Annotated in this window: 23 protein-coding genes; 14 read left to right on the forward strand and 9 right to left on the reverse strand. The window is 71.6% G+C overall.

Features of this window, described 5'->3' with window-relative positions; all coding sequences use genetic code 11:
- Nucleotides 1-145 precede the first annotated feature (145 nt).
- Nucleotides 146-1096: an FAD-dependent oxidoreductase gene (locus ACWIF2_RS24735; RefSeq protein WP_454362829.1), complete on the reverse strand. Its 951-nt coding sequence runs from the start codon at nt 1094-1096 to the stop codon at nt 146-148.
- A gap of 66 nt (nt 1097-1162) precedes the next feature.
- On the opposite strand from ACWIF2_RS24735, the gene ACWIF2_RS24740 reads away from it, so the two are divergent.
- Together ACWIF2_RS24740 and ACWIF2_RS24745 are read left to right on the forward strand one after the other, a co-directional pair.
- The gene (locus ACWIF2_RS24740; RefSeq protein ID WP_454362830.1) at nt 1163-2185 is read left to right on the forward strand and encodes an oxidoreductase; all 1023 of its coding nucleotides are present in this window, start codon (nt 1163-1165) and stop codon (nt 2183-2185) included.
- Between the two features lie 24 nt (nt 2186-2209).
- Nucleotides 2210-3850: an ABC-F family ATP-binding cassette domain-containing protein gene (locus ACWIF2_RS24745; protein ID WP_454362831.1), complete on the forward strand. Its 1641-nt coding sequence runs from the start codon at nt 2210-2212 to the stop codon at nt 3848-3850.
- Here ACWIF2_RS24745 and ACWIF2_RS24750 read toward each other — a convergent pair.
- The 4 genes from ACWIF2_RS24750 to ACWIF2_RS24765 all read right to left on the reverse strand — a co-directional run bounded on the left by ACWIF2_RS24750 (nt 3847) and on the right by ACWIF2_RS24765 (nt 8131).
- Nucleotides 3847-4404 (reverse strand): putative glycolipid-binding domain-containing protein, encoded by a 558-nt coding sequence (locus tag ACWIF2_RS24750; RefSeq protein ID WP_454362832.1) that lies wholly within the window; start codon nt 4402-4404, stop codon nt 3847-3849. The two genes, ACWIF2_RS24745 and ACWIF2_RS24750, sit on opposite strands and share 4 nt — an antisense overlap.
- Before the next feature lie 115 nt (nt 4405-4519).
- The gene (locus ACWIF2_RS24755) at nt 4520-6907 is read right to left on the reverse strand and encodes a Tex family protein (RefSeq protein ID WP_454362833.1); all 2388 of its coding nucleotides are present in this window, start codon (nt 6905-6907) and stop codon (nt 4520-4522) included.
- 106 nt (nt 6908-7013) lie between these two features.
- Nucleotides 7014-7145, reverse strand: a complete 132-nt coding sequence (locus tag ACWIF2_RS24760; RefSeq protein WP_276327110.1) for an LPFR motif small protein — start codon at nt 7143-7145, stop codon at nt 7014-7016.
- Between the two features lie 116 nt (nt 7146-7261).
- Entirely contained in the window at nt 7262-8131 is an 870-nt protein-coding gene (locus tag ACWIF2_RS24765; RefSeq protein ID WP_454362834.1) for an SCO6745 family protein, read from the reverse strand.
- A 114-nt stretch (nt 8132-8245) separates the two neighbouring features.
- On the opposite strand from ACWIF2_RS24765, the gene ACWIF2_RS24770 reads away from it, so the two are divergent.
- Entirely contained in the window at nt 8246-9205 is a 960-nt protein-coding gene (locus ACWIF2_RS24770; RefSeq protein ID WP_454362835.1) for a GlxA family transcriptional regulator, read from the forward strand.
- Nucleotides 9206-9235: 30 nt separating this feature from the next.
- Nucleotides 9236-9871, forward strand: coding sequence for a DJ-1/PfpI family protein (locus tag ACWIF2_RS24775; RefSeq protein WP_454362836.1), 636 nt, complete (start codon nt 9236-9238; stop codon nt 9869-9871).
- Here ACWIF2_RS24775 and ACWIF2_RS24780 read toward each other — a convergent pair.
- Nucleotides 9858-10613 carry an enoyl-CoA hydratase/isomerase family protein gene (locus ACWIF2_RS24780; protein WP_454362837.1) on the reverse strand — a complete coding sequence of 252 codons (756 nt, stop codon included), beginning with the start codon at nt 10611-10613 and terminating at the stop codon, nt 9858-9860. The two genes, ACWIF2_RS24775 and ACWIF2_RS24780, sit on opposite strands and share 14 nt — an antisense overlap.
- A gap of 218 nt (nt 10614-10831) precedes the next feature.
- On the opposite strand from ACWIF2_RS24780, the gene ACWIF2_RS24785 reads away from it, so the two are divergent.
- Nucleotides 10832-11332: an ATP-binding protein gene (locus tag ACWIF2_RS24785; protein ID WP_454362859.1), complete on the forward strand. Its 501-nt coding sequence runs from the start codon at nt 10832-10834 to the stop codon at nt 11330-11332.
- Between the two features lie 49 nt (nt 11333-11381).
- On the opposite strand, the gene idi is transcribed toward ACWIF2_RS24785, so the two are convergent.
- The 3 genes from idi to galE form a co-directional block, all read right to left on the reverse strand.
- Complete coding sequence (gene idi, locus ACWIF2_RS24790) at nt 11382-11975, reverse strand: isopentenyl-diphosphate Delta-isomerase (RefSeq protein ID WP_454362838.1); 594 nt, start codon at nt 11973-11975, stop codon at nt 11382-11384.
- A gap of 291 nt (nt 11976-12266) precedes the next feature.
- Nucleotides 12267-13205 (reverse strand): cation diffusion facilitator family transporter, encoded by a 939-nt coding sequence (locus ACWIF2_RS24795; protein ID WP_454362839.1) that lies wholly within the window; start codon nt 13203-13205, stop codon nt 12267-12269.
- A gap of 156 nt (nt 13206-13361) precedes the next feature.
- A complete protein-coding gene (galE, locus tag ACWIF2_RS24800; protein ID WP_454362840.1) occupies nt 13362-14333 on the reverse strand; it encodes a UDP-glucose 4-epimerase GalE in 972 nt (323 codons plus the stop codon).
- A gap of 276 nt (nt 14334-14609) precedes the next feature.
- Here galE and ACWIF2_RS24805 point away from each other — a divergent pair, with 276 nt between their 5' ends.
- The 9 genes from ACWIF2_RS24805 to hpnD all read left to right on the forward strand — a co-directional run bounded on the left by ACWIF2_RS24805 (nt 14610) and on the right by hpnD (nt 23862).
- Nucleotides 14610-16415, forward strand: a complete 1806-nt coding sequence (locus ACWIF2_RS24805) for a DUF5941 domain-containing protein (RefSeq protein ID WP_454362841.1) — start codon at nt 14610-14612, stop codon at nt 16413-16415.
- Nucleotides 16412-17164, forward strand: a complete 753-nt coding sequence (locus ACWIF2_RS24810; RefSeq protein WP_454362842.1) for a phosphocholine cytidylyltransferase family protein — start codon at nt 16412-16414, stop codon at nt 17162-17164. Before ACWIF2_RS24805 ends, ACWIF2_RS24810 begins: the two co-directional genes overlap by 4 nt.
- On the forward strand, nt 17152-18213 hold the full coding sequence (locus ACWIF2_RS24815) for an iron-containing alcohol dehydrogenase family protein (RefSeq protein WP_454362843.1): 1062 nt from the start codon (nt 17152-17154) through the stop codon (nt 18211-18213). Before ACWIF2_RS24810 ends, ACWIF2_RS24815 begins: the two co-directional genes overlap by 13 nt.
- Nucleotides 18191-18970, forward strand: a complete 780-nt coding sequence (locus ACWIF2_RS24820; RefSeq protein WP_215117296.1) for a CDP-alcohol phosphatidyltransferase family protein — start codon at nt 18191-18193, stop codon at nt 18968-18970. Before ACWIF2_RS24815 ends, ACWIF2_RS24820 begins: the two co-directional genes overlap by 23 nt.
- 5 nt (nt 18971-18975) lie before the next feature.
- Nucleotides 18976-19848: a glycosyltransferase family 2 protein gene (locus ACWIF2_RS24825; protein WP_454362860.1), complete on the forward strand. Its 873-nt coding sequence runs from the start codon at nt 18976-18978 to the stop codon at nt 19846-19848.
- Nucleotides 19849-19951: 103 nt separating this feature from the next.
- Nucleotides 19952-20881 (forward strand): ABC transporter permease, encoded by a 930-nt coding sequence (locus ACWIF2_RS24830; protein WP_454362844.1) that lies wholly within the window; start codon nt 19952-19954, stop codon nt 20879-20881.
- Entirely contained in the window at nt 20874-21653 is a 780-nt protein-coding gene (locus ACWIF2_RS24835) for an ABC transporter ATP-binding protein (RefSeq protein WP_454362845.1), read from the forward strand. The genes ACWIF2_RS24830 and ACWIF2_RS24835 overlap by 8 nt, the downstream gene beginning before the upstream one ends.
- Before the next feature lie 359 nt (nt 21654-22012).
- On the forward strand, nt 22013-22915 hold the full coding sequence (hpnC, locus tag ACWIF2_RS24840; protein WP_454362846.1) for a squalene synthase HpnC: 903 nt from the start codon (nt 22013-22015) through the stop codon (nt 22913-22915).
- Nucleotides 22912-23862, forward strand: coding sequence for a presqualene diphosphate synthase HpnD (gene hpnD, locus ACWIF2_RS24845; RefSeq protein WP_391112409.1), 951 nt, complete (start codon nt 22912-22914; stop codon nt 23860-23862). The genes hpnC and hpnD overlap by 4 nt, the downstream gene beginning before the upstream one ends.
- The last annotated feature ends 213 nt before the right edge of the window (nt 23863-24075 follow it).

A 24075-nucleotide genomic window follows, 5' to 3' on the forward strand; every position in this document is an offset into this window, starting at 1 on the left:
CTCAGGGTCCTTGCCCGCGCGCGGCCCCGGCCTGCCGGCGCGGCTGGGCCGGGGTGCTTCGGGCCGTGCGGCCCGGCTGCCTTCGCCCGGCGGCGTCCGCCCCTCGCTCCGGCTGGGGCAGTCAGTCGCGCGGCGCCCCGTCCCCTCAGTCGCACACCAGCCGTACCGCCTCCTCCGCGCATCCCCAGGCCACCGTGACCCCGGCGCCGCCGTGGCCGTAGTTGTGCACCAGGGGCCGGCCGTCCGGCAGGGCGTCGCGGTCCAGGCGGACCGCGGGGCGGGCGGGGCGCAGTCCGACTCGGTGTTCCAGGACCCGCGCCCCGGCGATCTCCGGCCGCAGTGCCGTGCAGCGGCGGACGATCGCCTCGGCCGTCGCGGGGTCGGGCTCCGGCGACCACGCGTCCTCCTCCGCCGTACCGCCGAGGACGAGCCCGCCCGGCTGCGGAAACAGGTACGCGTAGTTCCCGGCCGGGTCGGCGGAGACGAGCCAGGTGTCGATCCCGGGGTTCTCCACGACCACCAACTGCCCGCGCACGGGCCGTACGGACGGATCCGGCACCAGCTCACGCGCCCCCAGCCCCGTGCAGTTGACCACGACCGGCGCGTCCGCCTCCGCGAACGAGGACACCGTACGGGTCTCGACCACCCCGCCCGCCGCCACGAACCGCTCCCGCAGCCACGGCAGATGAGCGGGCATGTCGATCAGGGGAAGCCGTGCCCGGACGCCCGTCCCCGCGTACTCCCCGGCCGTGGCCGGCCGCAGCCCCGGCACCCGCCCCGCCAGCCACCCGTCCACCTCGTCGAGACGGGTCTCGCCCAGTACCCCTTCGACCATGCGTACGCCGGTCGGTCCGGGCCGCGCCGCCAGCTCCTCGTACACCTCGAGCGACCGCAGCGCCCACGCACGCGCGAGCGCGACCGGCTCGATCCGGTACGGCCACCACAGCGCCCCCGCAACCGCTGAGGTGGTCGCCTCGACGGCATCCCGCGTCCACACCCGCACCCGCCGCCCGCGTTCGGCCAGCAGCACCGCCGTCGTCAACCCGACGACCCCACCACCGATCACCACGATCTCGTCACTTCGCTCGCCCGCCATGCCGGGACCGTAGCGGAATGTGTCATGCCGTGCTCACATCACGCGCAGTATGGGGATACTCACAGCATGTGTCCTGAATACGCGACCTTCGGCCTGGCACCCGCGATGCGGGCCGGCGGAGTTCTCCACGACGGTGGTTACCAGGTCCACCGGGACTTCGTGGACTTCATCGTCGACGGACGCCCGCTGCTGTTCCGCCTCTCCGACCTCGACGCGGTCTCCCCGCTCGCCTCCGACGTCCCGCCCGCCATCTTCACCGCACAGGTCCGCAGCCTGCTCCTGGAAAGCCCGGCACCGCTGCCCGAGGGCCGCTACGTCGTGTACGGCTGCCCCGAGTGCGAGGACCTGGCCTGCGGCGCCGTCACCGCGGTCATCCGGCGGGACGGCGAGGACTTCATCTGGCGGGACTTCGCCTGGCAGACCGACGAACACGCCGACCTCGACCTCAACGGCTACCACGGCATCGGCCCGTTCCGCTTCCGCGGCGCCGAGTACCGCGCGGCCCTGAGCGCCCTGCTGAACGGCTCCGCCCCGGACCCCCGGCGCCGCGTCCTGCTGATCGGCGCCCGCGTCGCCGTCCTGGCCAAGCTCGCCGCGGCGTTACGCACCATCGGCGTCGGCGCCGACATCGCCCACGACGCCGACGGGGTGCCCGCCGACGAACTGCGCGGCTACGGCGCCGTCGTCTTCGGCCACGCGACCGGTGAGCGGGACCGTGCCGCCGTCCGCCGCGCCTTCGAACAGGCCGAGGTCCCCGTCGCCTACGTCGACGGCCTCGCCCCGATCGTGCCCCTGCTCGTCGCCCAGATCGAACACGCCCTGGACCGTGGGACGTTGGCGCAGCGCCGCCTCACCGGCCTGACCGCCGCCGACGGCGGGGCGGACATCGAGGTCACCTCCGCCTGCCGGGTCACCCTCACCGCGTATCGCCTCGACCGGCTCTCCCGCACCCATACCCACGAGATCTTCGACGGCGTCCTCGAACCGGGCCGTCACCACATCGCCCTCGACGCCAGGGCGGTGAAGGGACGGTCCTACGTGGTGGCGCGCACCTCCGGAAGTGTCCTGGTGACGGCAGTGACCCACTGAGCGCCCATTAAAATCGGCGACCTGATGACTGCCACCCTCGTCGCCAAGAACCTCGCCGCCGGCCACGGCGACCGCTCCCTGTTCACCGGGCTCGACCTCGTCGTCGCGCCCGGCGATGTGATCGGCCTGGTCGGAGCCAACGGCGCCGGCAAGTCCACCCTGCTCAGGATGCTCGCCGGACTCACCGCACCCGAGCAGGGCGAACTGCGCCTGTCCCCGCCGACCGCCACCGTCGGCCACCTCCCGCAGGAGCCGGACCGCCGGCCCGGCGAGACCGTTCGGGCGTTCCTGGCCCGCCGCACCGGCGTCGCCGAGGCCCAGCGGACCATGGACGAGGCGACCCAGGCCCTGGTCGACGCGGCGCCCGGCGCCGACGACGCCTACGCCACCAGCTTGGAGCGCTGGCTCGGGCTCGGCGGCGCCGACCTCGACGAACGCGCCGAGGAGGTCGCCGACTCACTGGGCCTCGCGGTCGACCTGGACCAGCCGATGACGTCCCTGTCCGGCGGTCAGGCGGCCCGCGCCGGCCTCGCCTCCCTGCTGCTCTCCCGCTACGACGTCTTCCTCCTCGACGAGCCGACCAACGACCTCGACCTGGACGGCCTGGAACGCCTCGAACGCTTTGTGAGCGGCCTGCGCGCCGGCACGGTCGTCGTCAGCCACGACCGCGAGTTCCTCACCCGCACCGTCACCAAGGTCCTCGAACTCGACCTCGCCCAACGGCAGATCAACCTCTACGGCGGTGGCTACGACGCCTACCTGGAGGAGCGGGACGTGGCCCGCCGGCACGCCCGCGACGAGTACGAGGAATACGCCGACAAGAAGGCGGCCCTCCAGGACCGCGCACAGACACAGCGGTCCTGGATGGACAAGGGCGTGAAGAACGCGCGCCGCAAGGCGGGCAACGACAACGACAAGATCGGCCGCAAGTTCCGCAGCGAGGCCAGCGAGAAGCAGGCAGCGAAGGCCCGGCAGACCCAGCGCATGATCGAACGCCTGGAGGTCGTCGAGGAGCCGCGCAAGGAGTGGGAACTGCGCATGGAGATCGCGTCGGCCCCGCGCTCGGGCGCCGTCGTCGCGACCCTACGGGACGCCGAGGTACGTCGCGGCGACTTCGTCCTCGGCCCGGTGTCCCTCCAGATCGACTGGGCGGACCGGGTGGCGGTGACCGGCGCGAACGGCGCCGGCAAGTCTACGCTGCTGGCCGCCCTGCTCGGCCGTGTCCCGCTGGACGCCGGGCACGCCGCGCTCGGCTCGGGTGTCCTGCTCGGTGAGGTCGACCAGGCCCGCAAGCTCTTCCACGGCCAGGAGGCCCTGCTCGACGCCTTCCGCGCGGCCGTCCCGGACACCGAACCGGTCGAGATCCGCACCCTCCTGGCCAAGTTCGGCCTCAAGTCGGAGCATGTCCTGCGCCCGGCGGCGACCCTCTCCCCGGGCGAGCGCACGAGAGCCGCCCTGGCGCTGCTCCAGGGCCGGGGCGTCAACCTCCTGGTCCTCGACGAGCCGACCAACCACCTCGACCTGCCCGCCATCGAGCAGCTGGAGTCGGCCCTCGACGCCTACGAGGGCACGCTCCTGCTGGTCACGCACGACCGCCGCATGCTGGACGCCGTCCGGGTGACGCGCCGCCTGGAGGTGGCGGACGGCAAGGTGACCGAGCGCTAGCGGGCCGTCAGCCGGGTGGCGAGGGAGGGATACTCCACGACGTACCCCTCCTCGTCGAACTCCAGGTCGCTGCGGAAGTCACCGGAGGCGAAACGGACCCGCCCGGGCCCCAGATGCGTGTACGTCTGCCGCGACGGCCGTACCGCCAGATCCGGCACCGACACCCAGGCCATCAGGAACTCCCGCTCGCCGGGCGCCTGATGGAGCCCGTGCCGGAGCACCGGCATGGTGTTGGTGAGCGGGCACAGCCCCAGATCGCAGTCGAGCGCACCGTCGGCATCGGGGAGCGGCTCGCCGTTCGCGGTCCAGCGGCCTTGACCGTCGTGGAGCAGATCGAGCGAGCGGGTCCCGGCCTCGGCCTCCGCGGTGACACTCAACCGCCGGGTCACGAAGCCTTCGGCCGTCTCCAGCTCGTACGAGATCCAGTACGGCTCCGGAACGGTACCGACGGCCCGCCCCCGGGCCCACAGCACACCGTCCTCCTGCTCGGCCCAGGCGGTCTCGAACCCCTGGCTCCCGGACACTTCCCAGGTAATGGCACGTGCAGCGAACATACCGGTCACCCTAGGCCGTGAAGGGCGCGAAGCGCCTCTTCACACAGGGGCGCGGGGAACTGCGCGACCAGCCACAACGGACCCGCAGCTCCCCACAACCTCCCTGGCGGAGCCGTCAGCGCTTGCCGCCCTTGGGGTCCGCCAGCCCCGCACGGCGCAACGCATCGGCCATCGCACTATTGGCAGGCGGCGGCGCCTGACGCGAACCACCACCGCCACGCTGCCGCTGCTGCGGCGGACGCCCACCCCGCTGCCGGCGCTCACCGCGCTCACCGCGCTCACCGGAGCCGCCGCCCTGGCCCTGCGAGGCCGCCGCCTCGTCGTCCAGCCGCAGCGTCAGCGAGATCCGCTTGCGCGGGATGTCGACGTCGAGGACCTTCACCTTGACGATGTCCCCGGGCTTCACCACGTCCCGCGGGTCCTTGACGAACGTCTTCGACATCGCGGAGACGTGCACCAGGCCGTCCTGGTGCACACCGACGTCGACGAACGCCCCGAAGGCGGCGACGTTCGTCACGACGCCCTCCAGGACCATCCCGGCCGAGAGGTCGGAGATCTTCTCCACGCCCTCCTGGAAGGCGGCCGTCTTGAAGCCCGGACGCGGGTCGCGGCCCGGCTTCTCCAGTTCCTTCAGGATGTCGGTGACGGTCGGCAGACCGAACGACTCGTCCACGAAGTCCTGCGGCTTCAGTGAGCGCAGCGCACCGGTGTTGCCGATGAGCGCGCCGACCTCCTGGCCGCTGGTCTTCACCATGCGCCGCACGACCGGGTAGGCCTCCGGGTGCACGCTGGACGCGTCCAGCGGGTCGTCACCGCCGCGGATCCGCAGGAAGCCCGCACACTGCTCGTACGCCTTGGGACCGAGCCGTGCCACCTTCTTCAGCCCGCCCCGGGACGTGAACGGCCCGTTGGCGTCCCGGTGCGCCACGATGTTCTCGGCGAGCCCGGAAGTGATGCCCGAGACCCGGGCGAGCAGCGGGGCTGAGGCCGTGTTGACGTCCACGCCCACGCCGTTCACACAGTCCTCCACCACCGCGTCCAGCGAGCGCGACAGCTTCAGCTCGGACAGGTCGTGCTGGTACTGGCCGACGCCGATCGACTTCGGGTCGATCTTCACCAGCTCGGCCAGCGGGTCCTGCAGCCGGCGCGCGATCGACACGGCACCGCGCAGCGACACGTCCATGTCGGGCAGCTCCTGCGAGGCGAACGCGGACGCCGAGTACACGGACGCGCCGGCCTCGGACACCATCACCTTCGTGAGCTTCAGCTCCGGGTGCTTGGTGATCAGCTCCCCGGCGAGCTTGTCGGTCTCGCGGGACGCCGTGCCGTTGCCGATGGCGACCAGCTCGACCGCGTGCTCCTTGGCGAGCCGGGCCAGCTTGGCGATGGCCTCGTCCCAGCGGTTGGCCGGGACGTGCGGGTGGATGACGTCCGTCGCGACGACCTTGCCGGTCGCGTCTACCACGGCGACCTTCACACCCGTGCGGAAACCGGGGTCCAGGCCGAGCGTCGCGCGCGTGCCCGCCGGGGCTGCGAGCAGCAGGTCGCGCAGGTTCGCCGCGAAGACCCGCACCGCCTCGTCCTCGGCGGCCGTGCGCAGCCGCAGCCGCAGGTCGATGCCGAGGTGCACGAGGATGCGGGTGCGCCAGGCCCAGCGGACCGTGTCCTTCAGCCACTTGTCGCCGGGGCGGCCCCGCTCGGCGATCCCGAACCGGTTCGCGACGATCCCCTCGTAGGACGACGGGCCGTCCGTGGCCTCCTCGGGCTCCAGGGACAGTTCGAGGACGTCCTCCTTCTCGCCGCGCAGCATGGCCAGGACGCGGTGCGAGGGCAGCTCGGTGAACGGCTCGGCGAAGTCGAAGTAGTCGGCGAACTTCGCCCCCGCCTCCTCCTTGCCGTCCCGCACCTTGGCGGCCAGCCGCCCCCGCACCCACATGCGCTCGCGCAGCTCGCCGATCAGGTCGGCGTCCTCCGAGAACCGCTCGGTGAGGATCGCCCGGGCGCCGTCGAGGGCCGCCTGCGGGTCGGCCACGCCCTTGTCGGCGTCGACGAACGCCGCGGCCGCGGCGAGGGGCTCGACACCCGGATCGCCGAGCAGCCCCTCCGCCAGCGGCTCGAGCCCCGCCTCGCGGGCGATCTGCGCCTTGGTGCGCCGCTTGGGCTTGTACGGGAGGTAGATGTCCTCCAGGCGCGCCTTCGTCTCGGCGCCCCGGATCCGTGCCTCCAGCTCCTCGGTGAGCTTGCCCTGCTCGCGCACCGACTCCAGGATCGCCGTCCGCCGCTCCTCGAGCTCCCGCAGATAGCGCAGCCGCTCCTCGACGGTGCGCAGCTGCGCGTCGTCGAGCATCTCGGTCGCTTCCTTGCGGTAGCGAGCGATGAAGGGCACCGTAGAACCGCCGTCGAGCAGTTCCACGGCGGCCCTGACCTGCCGCTCCCGTACGCCGAGCTCCTCGGCGATCCTGCCTTCGATGGACCCTACTTCGATGGACCCGGGTGTCGTCACGATCCCGTACCGCCTTCTCCACTGAGGTTGCGCGGCAATTGTGGCAGGTGACACCGACACTCGGGGTCCAGGGCGGTACCCCCGGCAGGTCGCCGGCGGCCCCCGGTCAGGCCCTGCGGCTGCGGGTGGCGGAGGAGGCCCCGCCGAAGAGCCGGGCCAGGGCCCGGAAGGGCAGGGTCACGACGGTGGCGATGGCGCCGCCGATCTGGCGCAGCACGTCTGCGATAGCACGGAACACGGTGTTTCCCCTTTCCTCTCCCGATCGCACCGATCGGGAAAGGACGGGTACCTCACAGACGCCTCACCATGCGTCACACCAGAACACGCATGCGGGGGTGGGGTACGGGGCGGCCCTCAGCCCTTGCCGATCAGATCCGCCGGAAAGGCCCCGGCCACGAGCGCGGCCTGCGCGAAACCGGCGCCGAGCTCGGTCAGCCGGGCCACGCCCTCCGGGCCCAGGTGCTCGTACGGGGCCCGGTCGAGCCGGTCCGTCTCCCGCTCGATCTCCTCGCGCAGCGCGGCACCCCGCTCGGAGAGCTCGCCGGCCGTGTCCAGGAGCCCGCGCTCACGCAGCCGGTCCGTCGCCGCGTCCCAGTCCTCCTGGCTCCAGCCCCGGGTGGTGAACACCCACTTCGGGGCCATGCCCTTGCCCGTCGCCGTGTGGGTCACCATCGCCTCGAGACCGTCAAGACCCGCGGACACCAGGGCGGCCAGGTGCCCGTCGCCCCGGTGCTCGCGCAGCAGGGTCGCCGCGTGCCAGTACGCGAGGTGCGGCTCCTCGGGGACGGGCAGGTCGGCATGGGCGGCGTACAGCGGCCTCGCACCACGCGAGCAGGCCTCGGTGGCGCGCAGCGCCAGCCGCGCGGCCTCGGCCATCTCCGCCGACGCCAGGGTCTCTGCGCCCAGCAGGCGCCGCAGCGTCGCGTCGACCGCACGCGCGCGTGCCGCCAGCACCTGACCGGGTGTGGCGCTCTCCCACACCGCCGGCACGTGCCGGGCCACGAGCTCGTACTTGTAGTTGTAGAAGGCCGCCGCCACCGCGCCGGGCCCGACCGGGCCGAGGGCGGCGGACCGCACGGCGAAGTTCACGGCGTGGGGATGGGTGATCCCGGCAGCACCCACTTCCCGTCCCAGATCCGGCGAGAAGTAGTGCGTCGCGTGCAGGGAATTGAGCACGCTCTGACAGCGTCGGCCGGCGCGCGGCTCTAGGGCGGCAGTCGTCATGCCGGGCAGGTTACCAACCGCTTGGTATGCCTTCCAGGGTCGCACACCCCATGGCAGGAAAGGTGGGAAGTTCGTCATTGCGGCCACACTCCGGGCCCGCGAAGAATCAAGGGCATGGCCCAGCGCACCGTTCTCGCCGTCCTCTTCGACGGCGTGCAGAGTCTCGACGTCACGGGGCCCGTGGAGGTCTTCGCGGGCGCGGAGCTGCTCTCCCCGGGGACGTACCGGATCCGTACGGCCTCCCCGGACGGCGCGCCGGTGCGGACCACCAGCGGTCTCACCCTCGTACCCGACGAGTCCCTGGACGGCGCGTCCGATCCGCACACCCTGCTCGTCCCGGGCGGTCCGGGCTCCCTCGATCCGGAACCGCGCCTGGTCGACTGGGTGCGCGAGCACGGGCCGCGTGCCGTGCGCCTGGTCTCCGTGTGCACCGGTGCGGCCGTACTCGCCGAGGCCGGGCTCCTGGACGGCCGCCGCGCCACGACGCACTGGGCGTACTGCGACCGGCTGGCCCGTGACCACCCGGCCGTCGAGATCGACCCCGACCCCGTCTACGTACGCGACGGGCACATCGCCACCTCGGCCGGTGTCACCGCCGGCATCGACCTCGCCCTGGCCCTGGTCGAGGAGGACCTGGGCCGGGACGCCGCGCTGGCCATCGCCCGCCACCTGGTGGTCTTCCTGCGGCGTCCCGGGAACCAGGCCCAGTTCAGCGCGCAGCTCGAAGCCCAGACCGCTCATCGCGAGCCCCTCCGGGACGTCCAGCGGTTCATCACCGAACGCCCGGACGCCGACCTCTGCGTGGACGCGCTCGCCGCCCGGGCCCGCCTGTCGCCCCGCCACTTCGCCCGCGCCTTCCGGGCCGAGACCGGTATGACGCCCGGGCGGTACGTGGACCGCGTCCGCCTCGAACACGCCCGCCGCCTCCTGGAGGACACCACCGACGGCATCGAGGAGATCTCCCGCACCAGCGGCTACGGCACCCCCGAGGCCATGCGCCGGGCCTTCGTCAAAGCCCTCGGGACGCCCCCGGCCGAGTACCGCCGCCGCTTCCGCCCCGCGAACACGCCCTGAGTTCCTCACCCGACCAGAAGGGACCACCCCATGCAGATCGCCATCGTCCTCTACGACGGCTTCACCGCCCTCGACGCCGTCGGCCCGTACGAGACCCTCGGCCGGGTACCGGACGCGGACACCGTCTTCGTGGCCGAGCGGACCGGCCCGGTACGGAACGACACGGGGAACCTCGCGCTCACCGCCGACCGGACCCTGGCCGACGTACCGAACCCCGACATCGTCGTCGTGCCCGGCGGACCGGGCCAGGTGACGATGATGGAGCACGAGCCGATCCTGGACTGGCTGCGCGCCACAGACGCGGGCACCACCTGGACGACGTCCGTGTGCACCGGCTCCCTGCTGCTCGCCGCGGCCGGACTCCTCCGGGGCCGTCGCGCGACCTGCCACTGGCTGGGCCTTGAGGAGCTGAAGCGCTACGGCGCCGAGCCCACGGGGGAGCGGGTCGTCACCGACGGCAAGTACGTCACCGCCGCCGGCGTCTCCTCCGGCATCGACATGGGACTGAGTCTTCTCGGCCGTGTCGCCGGCGACGAACACGCCCAGCTCGTCCAACTCGTCACCGAGTACGACCCGCAGCCGCCCTACGACGCCGGATCGCCCGAGAAGGCACCCGCCCACCTCGTCGAACGGATCCGGGCGGAGGCCGGCGTCATGCTGACGTAGACACACTCCAGCCGAATCGCGGCTGCCTGCGCTCCAGGAAAGCGGCGACGCCCTCCGCGGTGTCGCCGCTCGCGCGCGCCTGCCCGGCCCAGTGCGCGTCCCGGTCGGTACCGCCGTTGGCGAACTCCTTCGCCGCCGCCTGCGTCAGCTGCGAACGGGACACCAGGATCCGGGTGAACTCGGCGACCCGCTTGCCGAGTTCACCCGCGGGCAGCACCTCGTCGGCCAGACCGGTGCGCAGCGCCCGCTCCGTGCCGATCAGCTCACCGGAGAACAGCAGGTACTTGGCGGTGGCAGGGCCCACCAGGGACACCAGCCGCCTGGTCGAGGACGCCGGGTACACGATGCCGAGCTTCGCGGGCGTCACACCGAACAGCGCGCCCTCCTCGGCGAACCGCAGATCACAGGCCGCCGCCAGCTGCGCCCCGCCGCCCACGCAGTGCCCGCGCACCGCGGCCAGCGTCGGCTTGGGGAACGCCGCGAGCGCCTCCTCGGCCCGCACGGCGAGGCCCTGCGCTTCCTCCGGCGAGCCCCGGAGCGTCGAGATGTCGGCACCGGCGCAGAACGTGCCGCCCTCACCGGTGAGCACCAGTGCCCGCACGGCCGGATCGCCCGCCGACGCCTCCAGCAGCGGCGGCAGCGAGCGCCACATCGCGGCCGTCATGGCGTTGCGCTTCTCCGGATGACGGATGACGACCGTCGCGACCGAGTCGGTCACGCTGTACAGCAGCTGCGGCTCCATGGGCCGGATGCTATCCGGAAGGCAAACCCGTACAACCCGAATAGTTCGCCGAGACGGCACAACAGGGACAGGACCAGTCCCACAACTGACCGTGTCATACGCCAACGGTCAGAAGTGCTCGATAGTTGCTGACTTCTGTTCAGTCCCGGGGTGCGGAGCGCATCGTTACCAACACTCGAGTCGTGGCGACAATCGAGCGCGAGGGTGGCGACCGGACGATGGACGACGAGGGGCATGGGTCCGGCCCACGCCCACAGGGCGGCGCGGTGCCCCTCGGGCCCGCGGATCCGCTGCCGTACGAGGGGGTCTGGCGGTTCACCGCGCCGGCGGTCGACGCCTCGGTCCCGCAGGCGCGGCACGCCGTACGGGACCTGCTGCTGCGTCAGGGAGTGCCGGTCTCCGACGACCTGGCCCAGGGGCTGCTGCTGATCGTCTCGGAGCTGGTGACGAACGCCGTGAAGCACGCGGCGGTGCTGTCGCCCACGGTCGCCGTCGAGGTGGCCGTCGGGGCGGAGTGGCTGCGCGTGTCCGTGGAGGACAACCACCCGTACCGGCCCACCGCCCTGGAGGCCGACCACGGCCGGACCGGCGGCCGCGGACTGCTCCTGGTGCGCGAGGTCACCCGGGAGGCGGGCGGCAGGTGTGAGGTCGAGTACACCGCGAGCGGCGGCAAGGTGATCTGGGCCGCCCTGCCGCTCAAGCCCGCACGCTTCCCTTAGAGCCTGTCCGGTTTCCTCAAGCCTGTCCGGCCGGCCGTCAGAGTCTTCGTCACCAGCCGGCCGACTGTCCCGTGAGCTCCCTGATCGCCGGCCGGGCCGCGTCCAGAACGGTCATGAACCAGGACGAGAACGTGTCCTTGTCATGCCGCTCCGCCAGCTCGGGCGGGGTCACGAACGCCGTCGACGCCACCTCCTCCGGATCCGGCCGCAGCACGGCCTGCACCATGCCGACGAAGAGGTGGTTGTACTCCTGCTCCACAAGACCGGACTCCGGGTCCGGGTGGTTGTAGCGGACCGTGCCCGCCTCGGCCAGCAGGGACGGGGATGCGCCGAGTTCCTCGAAGGTCCGGCGCGCCGCCGCCGCGAAGGGCGCCTCGCCGGGGTAGGGGTGGCCGCAGCAGGTGTTGGACCACACACCGGGGGAGTGGTACTTGCCCAGCGCGCGCTGCTGGAGCAGCAGCCTGCCGTACTCGTCGAAGAGGAACACGGAGAACGCGCGGTGCAGCTGTCCGGGTGGCTGGTGGGCGGCGAGCTTCTCCGCCGTGCCGATCGTCACGCCGTCCTCGTCGACCAGTTCCAGCAAAATCGCGTCTGCGGTGCCGTTCGACGGGTTGTGCGTCGCGGTGGCAGGTGTGATCGGCATACCCATCCTTCACATCGGTCTTCGCGCCCCAAGTCTGCCGTACGAATCCGGCACTCCCGGCACTTCGCTGCGTGCCCGCATGTCCCCGCGCGGCAGCGCGGAGCGCGGACGGCGCCGCACGACGCCGGAAGAGGGACCCAGGAGCTGATCGTGCCCGGCGCGATGGGCCGAAAATCGTCCCTGCCGGTGCGGGGAGGGGCAGGGCGTGGGCGTGCGCCGTAGCGCTGCGTCCCCCGGCGCACTCGGATCGGAACGCGCCCCACCAGCCCCGGACACCACATCAGCCACCTGTCAGTGGCAGAGGTGCGCCTCGTGCTCCGCGTGCCCGGTCGGCTCCAGCTGGAAGGTGCAGTGCTCCACGTCGAAGTGGTCGCCGAGGCAGCCCTGCAACTCGTGGAGCATCTTCTCGTGGCCGATCGCGCTCAGCGCCTCCGAGCTGACGACCACATGCGCCGAGAGCACCGGCATGCCCGAGGTGATCGTCCAGGCGTGCAGGTCGTGGACGTCCTCCACCCCGTCGGTCGCCAGGATGTGGGCCCGTACCTCCGCCATGTCGACGCCCTTGGGCGCCGCCTCCAGCAGGACGTCGAGCGTCTCGCGCAGCAGCTTCCACGTGCGCGGCGCGATCATCAGGGCGATGACGAGCGAGGCGATGGGGTCGGCGGCCTGCCAGCCGGTGAGCATGATCACGGTGGCCGAGACGATCACCGTGACGGAGCCCAGCGCGTCCGCCGCCACCTCCAGGAACGCGCCGCGCACGTTCAGGCTCTCCTTCTGGCCGCGCATCAGCAGCGCCAGCGACACCATGTTCGCGACCAGGCCGATCACACCGAACACGATGGCGAGTCCGCCGTCGGTGTCCGCCGGGGTGATGAAGCGCTGGACCGACTCGTACACGACGTACCCGCCGACCCCGAGCAGCAGCAGGCAGTTGGCCAGGGCGGCGAGGATCTCGGCCCGTGCGTAGCCGAAGGTGGCCCGGTCGCTGGGCGGGCGGCCCGCGAAGTGGATCGCGAGCAGCGCCATGCACAGGCCCAGCGCGTCCGTCGCCATGTGCGCCGAGTCCGCGACGAGCGCGAGCGAGTCCGCGAGGAGCCCGCCGACGATCTGGACCACCACGATGCCGAGCGTGATCGCCAGCGCGGCCCGCAGCCTGCCGCGGTACGCCGACGTCGCGGTACCACCGGCCGACGCTCCGTGCGCGTGCCCGTGATCGTGCCCAGCCCCCATGAAAGCCGCCTCCTGTGTCCGTCCGATCGTGTCCGGGTGCCCCAGTGAACTACGGGGAGGGGGTATGTGCAACGCGGCACTGAACACCGTTGTCATGTGCCCTGACCTGCGAAAACGATGCGCAGGTCAGGGCGCCCTCGGCATGTCGGGAGCCGTTCAGGAGCCGTGGTGCAGCAGCCAGCCGTGCCACGCCGACTCGGCCATCTCGCGTACCCCGCGCCGCGCGGTCCAGCCGAGAGCCTCGGCCGCCCGGGCCGCCGAGGCCACCGCCCGAGGGGCGTCCCCCGGGCGGCGCCCCTCGACGAGCGGGGGCCGCCGGTCGCCGGTGACCTCGCCGATGACCGTGATGAGTTCGCGCACCGAGACACCCTCGCCGCGGCCGATGTTGACCGTCAGATCGCCCGTGACGCCCCCGTCGGCAAGCCGCCGGGCCGCCGCGAGATGCGCCTCGGCCAGGTCGGCGACGTGAATGTAGTCACGGATACAGGTGCCGTCCGGGGTCGGGTAGTCGTCGCCGAAGATCCTCGGCGCCTCGTCGCGCGTCAGCCGGTCGAAGACCATCGGGACGATGTTGAAGACACCCGTGTCGGCCAGCTCCGGCGCCGCGGCGCCCGCCACGTTGAAGTACCGCAGACATACGGTGGAGATCCCGTGTGCCCGCCCCGCCGCCCGCACCAGCCACTCACCGGTGAGCTTCGTCTCGCCGTAGGGGTTCACCGGCGCGCAGGGCGTGTCCTCCGTGATGAGGTCCACACCCGGGTCGCCGTACACGGCCGCCGACGAGGAGAAGACGAAGCGCTCGATGCCAGCCCCGGCGACCGCGTCCAGCAGGGTCGCCAGACCCCCGACGTTCTCCCGGTAGTACCGCGTCGGCTGGGCGACGGACTCGGCGACCTGCTTGCGTGCCGCGAGATGCACCACACCCGTCACGCCGTGCTCGGCGAACACCCGTTTGAGCAGCTCACCGTCGAGCGACGACCCCTCCACGAGCGGCACGTCGCCAGGGAGCCGCGCGGGCACCCCGGCCGAGAGGTCGTCCAGCGCCAGAACGCGTTCCCCGGCCTCGGTCATGGCCCTCGCCACGTGTGCCCCGATGTAGCCGGCCCCGCCTGTGATCAGCCAAGTCATGGTCGCTCACCCTATGCGGCCACGACCGGGCCCCACGCGATGTCCCCGATGTCCGGTCTGGGGGGCGCGGTTTGTGGGGCGGGCCCCGGATCCCCGATGATGATCGCGGCAAAGGCTTGTGCGAACCACGTTGATCGATCTGCCTAACAGGCGGTGAACGTGGCCTTCCCGGTATCCGATAGCCTCTGCCGACATGCCGCCCGGGAGCCACCGGAGCGGGCGCCCCCACCCAGCACAGCACCGGCGCGGACGCGTCGGTACAGGGAGTGAATTCGGTTGTCGACCGTCATCCTCACCGGTCAGCCGGTCCCCGGATCGTCGATCGAGGCCGACCTGCGGTCCCTCGGCTTCGACGTGCGGAGCGCGGCCGACACCGCCGAGGCCGAGACCCTGCTCGCCGCGGTGCCGGGCGAGGAACGGGTCGCCCTGGTCGACGCCCGGTTCGTGGGGCATGTGCACGCGCTGCGCCTCGGCCTCACCGACCCCCGCTTCCCGCTCGCCGCGATCCCCGGCGCCGTCACCGCCCAGCCCGCCGGGCGCCAGGCCCTCACCCGGGCGATGGCCCGCGAGAACTCCGCGGGCGGCGGCACCACCCTGGTCGACAGCCTCGCCGACCGCATCCTCACAGCCCTGGACACCGACGGCACCGAGGTGCACCGCCCCGAGCTGGGCAGCCTCGTCGCCGTCGTCCCCGCCGACCCGCAGGCCCGCAACGAGGCACGGCAGGCCCTGACGGCCGTCGACGACGAGGCCGTACGTCTGAAGTCGGCCGTGAAGTCCCGCGACGGTTTCTTCACCACCTACTGCATCAGCCCGTACTCCCGCTACATCGCCCGCTGGTGCGCCCGCCGCGGTCTGACCCCGAACCAGGTCACCACCGCCTCGCTCATCACCGCGCTCATAGCGGCGGCCTGCGCGGCCACCGGCACCCGCGGCGGCTTCGTCGCCGCCGGCGTCCTGCTGATCGCGTCCTTCGTACTGGACTGCGTCGACGGCCAGATCGCCCGCTACTCCCTGCAGTACTCCACGCTCGGCGCCTGGCTCGACGCCACCTTCGACCGGGCCAAGGAGTACGCCTACTACGCCGGTCTCGCCCTCGGCGCCGCCCGCGGCGGTGACGACGTCTGGGCCCTCGCCCTCGGCGCGATGATCCTGCAGACCTGCCGGCACGTGGTCGACTTCTCCTTCAACGAGGCCAACCACGACGCCACCGCCAACACCAGCCCCACCGCCGCCCTCTCCGACAAGCTCGACAGCGTCGGCTGGACGGTGTGGGTGCGCCGGATGATCGTCCTGCCGATCGGCGAGCGCTGGGCGATGATCGCGGTGCTCACGGCCGCCACGACCCCGCGTATCACCTTCTACGCGCTGCTCATCGGCTGCGCCTTCGCGGCGACGTACACCACAGCGGGGCGCGTGCTGCGGTCGCTGACGCGGAAGGCGCGCCGCACCGACCGGGCCGCGCAGGCGCTGGCCGACCTCACCGACAGCGGGCCGCTCGCGGAGGGCCTCTCACGGTTCCTGCGGAAGCTGCCCGCCCGGGGTCCGCTCGGTTCGCGGGCCCTCCTGGCGCTGCCGGGCGCCGCGCTCCTGGTCGCCGCCGCCGGGCTGGAGTCGTACGGCAGTGTGCTCCCCATCGCCCTGGCCGTCCTCTACGTACTCACCTCGGCCGCCGCCGTGGCGCAGCCCCTCAAGGGCGCCCTGGACTGGCTCGTCCCGCCGATGTTCCGGGCCGCCGAGTACGGCACCGTCCTCGTCCTGGCAGCCAAAGCCGATGTGAACGGAGCCCTTCCTGCGGCTTTCGGGCTGGTGGCCGCGGTCGCCTACCATCACTACGACACGGTGTACCGCATCCGCGGCAACGCCGGAGCGTCCCCGGCCTGGCTGGTGCGTTCCATCGGGGGGCACGAGGGACGGACGCTGCTCGTCACCGTCCTCGCCGCGCTGCTCACCGCCTCGCAGTTCACTGTCGCGCTCACGGTCCTCGCCGTGGCCGTGGCCCTGGTGGTGCTCGTCGAGAGCATCCGCTTCTGGGTGTCCGCAGGGGCGCCCGCCGTACACGATGAAGGAGAACCCGCATGATCGGCCTCGTGCTGGCGGCCGGCGCCGGACGGCGTCTGCGCCCCTACACCGATGTCCTTCCCAAGGCTCTGGTGCCGGTGGGTCCTGCGGGCATAGAGGGCGAACCCACGGTTCTCGACCTGACCCTCGCCAACTTCGCGGAGGTCGGCCTCACCGAGGTCGGCATCATCGTCGGCTACCGCAAGGAGGCCGTGTACGCGCGCAAGGAAGCGCTGGAGGCGAAGTACGGCCTCAAGCTCACCCTCATCGACAACGACAAGGCCGAGGAGTGGAACAACGCCTACTCCCTGTGGTGCGGGCGTGACGCCCTCAAGGACGGGGTGATCCTCGCCAACGGCGACACCGTCCACCCGGTCTCCGTCGAGAAGACGCTGCTCGCCGCCCGCGGCGACGGCAAGAAGATCATCCTCGCCCTGGACACGGTCAAGGACCTGGCTGACGAGGAGATGAAGGTCGTCGTCGACCCCGAGAAGGGCATGACGAAGATCACCAAGCTGATGGACCCCGCCGAGGCCACCGGCGAGTACATCGGCGTCACCCTCATCGAGGGCGACGCGGCCCCCGAGCTGGCCGACGCGCTCAAGACCGTGTGGGAGACCGACCCGCAGCAGTTCTACGAGCACGGCTACCAGGAGCTCGTGAACCGCGGCTTCCGTATCGACGTGGCGCCGATCGGCGACGTCAAGTGGGTGGAGATCGACAACCACGACGATCTCGCCCGCGGACGGGAGATCGCGTGCCAGTACTGACCCGGCTCATCCCCTCCCCGCTCGTCGTGGACATCCGCCCGGGTGCCCTCGACGATCTGGCCTGCGTCCTCGCCGACGAGCGCATCTCGCAGTCCGGCCGCCTCGCCGTCGCCGTCAGCGGCGGCTCCGGCGCCAGGCTGCGCGAGCGCATCTCGCCGAGCATGCCCGGCGCCACCTGGTACGAGGTCGGCGGCGGCACCCTCGACGACGCGGTCCGGCTGGCGAGCGACATAAAGGCCGGCCACTTCGACGCGGTCGTGGGGCTCGGCGGCGGCAAGATCATCGACTGCGCCAAGTTCGCCGCGGCACGCGTCGGCCTGCCGCTGGTCGCCGTGCCGACGAACCTCGCGCACGACGGCCTGTGCTCGCCGGTCGCCACCCTCGACAACGACGCGGGCCGCGGCTCGTACGGTGTGCCGAACCCGATCGCGGTCGTCATCGACCTGGACGTCATCCGTGAGGCCCCGGTCCGGTTCGTCCGCGCCGGTATCGGTGACGCCGTCTCCAACATCTCGGCGATCGCCGACTGGGAGCTGGCGGGCCGCGTCAAGGGCGAGCGCATCGACGGCCTCGCCGCGGCCATGGCCCGCCAGGCGGGCGAGGCCGTGCTCCGGCACCCCGGCGGCATCGGCGACAACGACTTCCTCCAGGTGCTCGCCGAGGCGCTGGTCCTCAGCGGCATCGCCATGTCGGTGTCGGGTGACTCACGGCCGTCCTCCGGGGCGTGCCACGAGATCAACCACGCCTTCGATCTGCTCTACCCGAAGCGGGCCGCCGCCCACGGCGAGCAGTGCGGACTGGGCGCGGCCTTCGCGATGTGGCTGCGCGGAGCCCACGAGGAGTCGGCGTACATGGCCGAGGTGCTGCGTCGGCACGGGCTGCCCGTGCTGCCGGACGAGATCGGCTTCACGACGGACGAGTTCGTCAAGGCCGTCGAGTTCGCCCCGGAGACCCGGCCCGGCCGCTACACCATCCTCGAACACCTCGACCTGAACACCGAACAGATCAAGGACATCTACGCCGACTATGTCAAGGCCATCGGTAGCTGAACTCCGCCCCGTCGTTCACCCCGCGGGGGTGAAGGACCGGCGCAGCGGTGAGCACTGGATGGGACGCCTCTACATGCGTGAGGTGTCCCTGCGGGTCGACCGCTACCTGGTCAACACCAGGGTCACGCCCAACCAGCTCACCTACCTGATGACCGTCTTCGGTGTGCTCGCGGCCCCGGCCCTGCTGGTGCCGGGGATCGCGGGTGCGGTCCTGGGCGTCGTCATGGTCCAGATGTATCTCCTGCTGGACTGCGTCGACGGCGAGATCGCGCGCTGGAAGAAGCAGTACTCGCTCAACGGCGTCTACCTCGACCGGGTCGGCGCCTACCTCACCGACGCCGCCGTGCTCGTCGGCTTCGGCCTGCGCGCCGCCGACCTGTGGGGCAGCGGCCGTATCGACTGGCTGTGGGCCTTCCTCGGTACCCTGGCCGCCCTGGGCGCCATCCTGATCAAGGCCGAGACGGACCTCGTCGGCGTCGCCCGGCACCAGGCCGGAAAGCCGCCGGTCAAGGAGGCCGCGTCCGAGATGCGCTCCTCCGGCATGGCGCTGGCCCGCAGGGCCGCCGGTGCCCTGAAGTTCCACCGGCTGATCCTCGGCATCGAGGCGTCCCTGCTGATCCTGGTGCTGGCGATCGTCGACCAGGCCCGCGGCGACCTGTTCTTCTCCCGGCTCGGCGTGGCGGTGCTGGCCGGCATCGCGCTGGTGCAGACCCTGCTGCACCTCGTGTCCATCCTCGCTTCGAGCAGGCTGAAGTGAGCGGCATGAAGGTCGGCGCCGTCATCATCACCATGGGCAACCGCCCCGATGAACTGCGCGCCCTCCTCGACTCGGTCGCCAAGCAGGACGGCGACCCGGTCGAGGTGGTCGTCGTCGGCAACGGCTCACCCGTCCCGGACGTCCCCGAGGGCGTCCGCACCATCGAACTGCCCGAGAACCTCGGCATCCCCGGCGGCCGCAACGTCGGCATCGAGGCCTTCGGCCCGGCCGGCCGGGACGTCGACGTCCTGCTGTTCCTGGACGACGACGGGCTGCTCGCGAGCCACGACACCGCCGCGCTGTGCCGGAAGGCCTTCGAGGCCGACCCGAAGCTCGGCATCGTGAGTTTCCGCATAGCCGACCCCGAGACCGGGGTCACCCAGCGCCGCCATGTGCCCCGGCTGCGCGCCGCCGACCCGATGCGCTCCTCGCGCGTCACCACGTTCCTCGGCGGCGCCAACGCCGTCCGCACCCGGGTCTTCGCCGACGTCGGCGGGCTGCCGGACGAGTTCTTCTACGCCCACGAGGAAACCGACCTGGCATGGCGGGCCCTCGACGCGGGCTGGATGATCGACTACCGGTCCGACATGGTGCTGTACCACCCGACGACCGCTCCCTCGCGGCACGCGGTCTACCACCGCATGGTCGCCCGCAACCGGGTCTGGCTGGCCCGCAGAAACCTCCCCGCACCGCTCGTCCCGGTCTACCTCGGCGTCTGGCTGCTGCTCACCCTCGTACGCCGTCCCTCCCGCCCCGCCCTGCGGGCCTGGCTCGGCGGATTCCGCGAGGGCTGGACGACCCCGTGCGGACCCCGCCGGCCCATGAAGTGGCGTACGGTGTGGCGGCTGACCCGGCTGGGCCGGCCCCCCGTCATCTGACAAGCTCGTATCCGGGTATCCGGGAGCACCCGGGCCGTACCCTGGCCCCCGGCTCATGCAGGCCCGCACAGGCCACGCATCTCGAAGACGAAAGTTTCCACTAGTGAGTGAGACAACGCACGATGCCCCGGTCGCGGTGAGCGCGTCCGCGGCGCCCGACGAGGGACTCACGGCGAGGGAACTCGCCGCCAGGCACGGGCTGAGCGTCAGCGGCGCCCGGCCGTCCCTCATCGAGTACGTCCGTCAGCTCTGGGACCGGCGGCACTTCATCCTCGCCTTCTCCCGCGCGAAGCTGACCGCCCAGTACAGCCAGGCCAAGCTCGGCCAGCTGTGGCAGGTGGCCACACCGCTGCTGAACGCGGCCGTGTACTTCTTCATCTTCGGCATGCTCCTGGAAGCCGACCGGGGCATGAGCCGGGAGGTGTACATCCCGTTCCTGGTCACGGGCGTGTTCGTGTTCACCTTCACGCAGAGCTCGGTGATGGCGGGCGTGCGCGCGATCTCCGGCAACCTCGGCCTGGTCCGCGCCCTGCACTTCCCGCGCGCCTCCCTGCCGATCTCCTTCGCCTTGCAGCAGCTCCAGCAGCTGCTGTTCTCGATGATCGTGCTGTTCGCCATCACGATCGGCTTCGGCCACTATCCCGACCTGTCCTGGCTGCTGATCGTGCCGGTGCTCGTCCTGCAGTTCTGCTTCAACACGGGCCTCGCGCTGATCATGGCCCGGGCGGGCGCCAAGACCCCGGACCTCGCGCAGCTGATGCCGTTCGTGATGCGGACGTGGATGTACGCGTCCGGCGTGATGTTCTCCATCCCGATCTTCCTCGAGTCCAAGCCGGCCTGGATCTCGAACGTCCTGCAGTGGAACCCGGCCGCGATCTACATGGACCTGATGCGCTTCTCCCTCATCGACGACTACGGCTCCCGCTACCTCCCCGACCACGTGTGGGCGGCCGCGGGAGCCTGGGCCGTGCTGATCGCCATCGGCGGCTTCGTGTACTTCTGGAAGGCGGAGGAGAGGTACGGCCGTGGCTGAGCAGAAGCAGGACGCGCGGATCCCCACCGTCATCGCGGACGATCTGCACATCGTCTACCGCGTCAACGGCGCCAAGAGCGGCAAGGGCAGTGCCACCGCCGCCCTCAGCCGCATCCTCAAGCGCGGCGAGGAACGCGGTGTGCGCAAGGTGCACGCCGTGCGCGGTGTCTCCTTCGTCGCCTACCGCGGCGAGGCCATCGGCCTGATCGGCTCCAACGGCTCCGGCAAGTCGACCCTGCTGCGTGCCATCGCCGGTCTGCTGCCCGCCGAGCAGGGCAAGGTGTACACCGATGGCCAGCCCTCGCTGCTCGGTGTCAACGCGGCCCTGATGAACGACCTCACCGGCGAGCGGAACGTCATATTGGGCGGGCTCGCCATGGGCATGTCCCGTGAGGAGATCAAGGACCGCTACCAGCAGATCGTCGACTTCTCCGGCATCAACGAGAAGGGCGACTTCATCACCCTGCCCATGCGCACCTACTCCTCCGGCATGGCGGCCCGGCTCCGCTTCTCCATCGCCGCGGCCAAGGACCACGACGTCCTGATGATCGACGAGGCCCTGGCCACCGGTGACCGCAAGTTCCAGAAGCGCTCCGAGGACCGCATCCGGGAGCTGCGCAAGGAAGCGGGCACGGTGTTTCTGGTCAGCCACAACAACAAGTCGATCCGCGACACCTGCAACCGCGTCCTGTGGCTGGAGCGCGGTGAGCTGCGGATGGACGGCCCGACCGACGAGGTCCTCAAGGAGTACGAGAAGTTCACGGGCAAGTAGCCCGGATCGGCCAGGGCCCCGCCGCAACTGTTCCGGCGGGGCCCCGCGTCTGCAAAGGAAACGTCAACTCCGGTCCATCTCAGGAAGCTTGGGGCCAATCGGTGTGTTCTCGTGATGTGCGGGACACCCTGGCGGACCGCGACACGTTGTACAACGTAAGCTGTACAGGTCCCGAAACACGGCAATCAGGGCGATAATGCGCGACACCGCCCGTCGGGCAGCCGTGCGGACGGCTGGGCGGCGTGTCCGAAATAGTGTGTATTGGGTCGGCAGTGTAGAACGGGAGATGTGACGGCAATGGCTACGGATACTCCCCAGCTCCACGCAGCACGTGCCGTCCCCGCGCCGGGCAGCCGGCGGTGACGGGAACCGGCACGGCGCGCGCCCTCGACCCGGAGCGCGGCACCCTCGACAAGGCCGCGGGCGAGAACTTCCCGGTGGCCCCGTTCTTCCTGCCCCGGGCCTGGCGCACCGACCTCATGGCCGTCTACGGCTTTGCCCGTCTGGTCGATGACATCGGCGACGGCGACCTCGCCCCCGGCGGCGCCGACGCCCGGCTGCTCGGCGTGTCCCCGCAGGACGCCGAGGACCGACTGGTCCTGCTGGACGCCTTCGAGGCCGACCTGCGCAGGGTCTTCGACTCGACCCCGCGCCACCCCCTGCTGCGCCGCCTCCAGCCCACCGTCCGCCGCTGCTCGCTGACCCCGGAGCCGTTCCTCGGCCTGATCGCCGCCAACCGCCAGGACCAGCTGGTCAGCCGGTACGAGACCTACGACGACCTCCTCGCCTACTGCGAGCTCTCGGCCAACCCCGTCGGCCGTCTCGTCCTCTCCGTCACCGGCACCTCGACGCCCGAGCGGATCCGCCGCTCCGACATGATCTGCACGGCCCTGCAGATCGTCGAGCACCTTCAGGACGTGGCCGAGGACCTCCGCCGCGACCGTATCTACCTGCCCGCCGCGGACATGAAGCGTTTTCACGTCCAGGAGGCGGACCTCGCCACGAAATCTGCCGGAGCGTCGGTCCGTGCGTTGATTGCGTATGAAGCGCAAAGGGCCCGGGATCTCCTGAATGAAGGCGCCCCCCTGGTGGGTAGCGTCCACGGCAGGTTGAAGCTGCTGCTCGCAGGGTTCGTGGCGGGGGGAAGGGCGGCCGTCCACGCGATCGCCGCCGCCGAGTACGACGTACTTCCCGGCCCGCCCGAGCCCGGCAAGGTCCGGTTGCTGCGTGAGGTGGGCGTGACTCTGCGAGGAGAGGGGTGATCCGGACCGTGGAGCCGGAACCACACGCGTCCCCACCGGTACTCGCCGCCTACAGCTACTGCGAGGCCGTCACGGGGCGGCAGGCCCGCAACTTCGCCTATGGCATCCGGCTGCTGCCGACGCCTCAGCGCCGTGCGATGTCGGCCCTGTACGCGTTCTCGCGGCGGGTCGACGACATCGGCGACGGCGCGCTCGCCCACGACGTCAAGGTCGCCAGGATGGAGGAGACCCGGGCGCTGCTCACCCGGATCCGTGAGGGCGAGGTCGACGAGGACGACATCGACCCCGTCGCCGTCGCGCTCACGCACGCCGCCGGGGCCTTCCCGATCCCCCTGGGCGGCCTCGACGAACTCATCGACGGCGTCCTGATGGACGTCCGCGGCGAGACCTACGAGACCTGGGACGACCTGAAGGTCTACTGCCGCTGTGTCGCGGGCGCCATCGGCCGCCTCTCGCTCGGGGTGTTCGGCACGGAACCGGGGGCGCGCGGCGTCGACCGCGCGCCTGAGTATGCCGACACGCTCGGGCTCGCGCTCCAGCTCACCAACATCCTCAGGGACGTGCGCGAGGACGCCGTGGGCGGGCGCACCTACCTGCCCGCCGACGACCTCGCCAAGTTCGGCTGCTCGGCCGGCTTCAGCGGGCCACGGCCACCGGAGGGCTCCGACTTCGCGGGCCTCGTGCACTTCGAAGTGCGACGGGCCCGCGCTCTCTTCGCCGAGGGCTACCGGCTGCTCCCCATGCTCGACCGGCGCAGCGGCGCCTGCGTCGCCGCCATGGCCGGCATCTACCGCCGCCTCCTCGACCGTATCGAGCGCGACCCGGAGGCCGTGCTGCGCGGCCGCGTCTCCCTCCCCGGCCGCGAGAAGGCGTACGTCGCCGTGCGTGGCCTGTCCGGCCTGGACGCCCGGCACGTGACGCGACGGGCCGTCAGGAGGCGTGCGTGACGAGGGAACGGAGCCAGGAGGGGGCCGCCGGCGACGAGGCGCACTCCGGCCGTGCCACGCCGCCGGGCGCGCCCACGCCCGACTCGCGCGCCTGCCGGGAGACCCACGGCGAGCCGGACAACCTGGACGCTACGGCGCGCGGTTCGCGTGCTTGCCGGGTGGCCCGGGGTGGGTTGGGCGGTCTCGGTGTGACGGCGGGCGTCTCGCGTGCTT

The sequence above is a fragment of the Streptomyces sp. NPDC055506 genome (assembly GCF_053643595.1).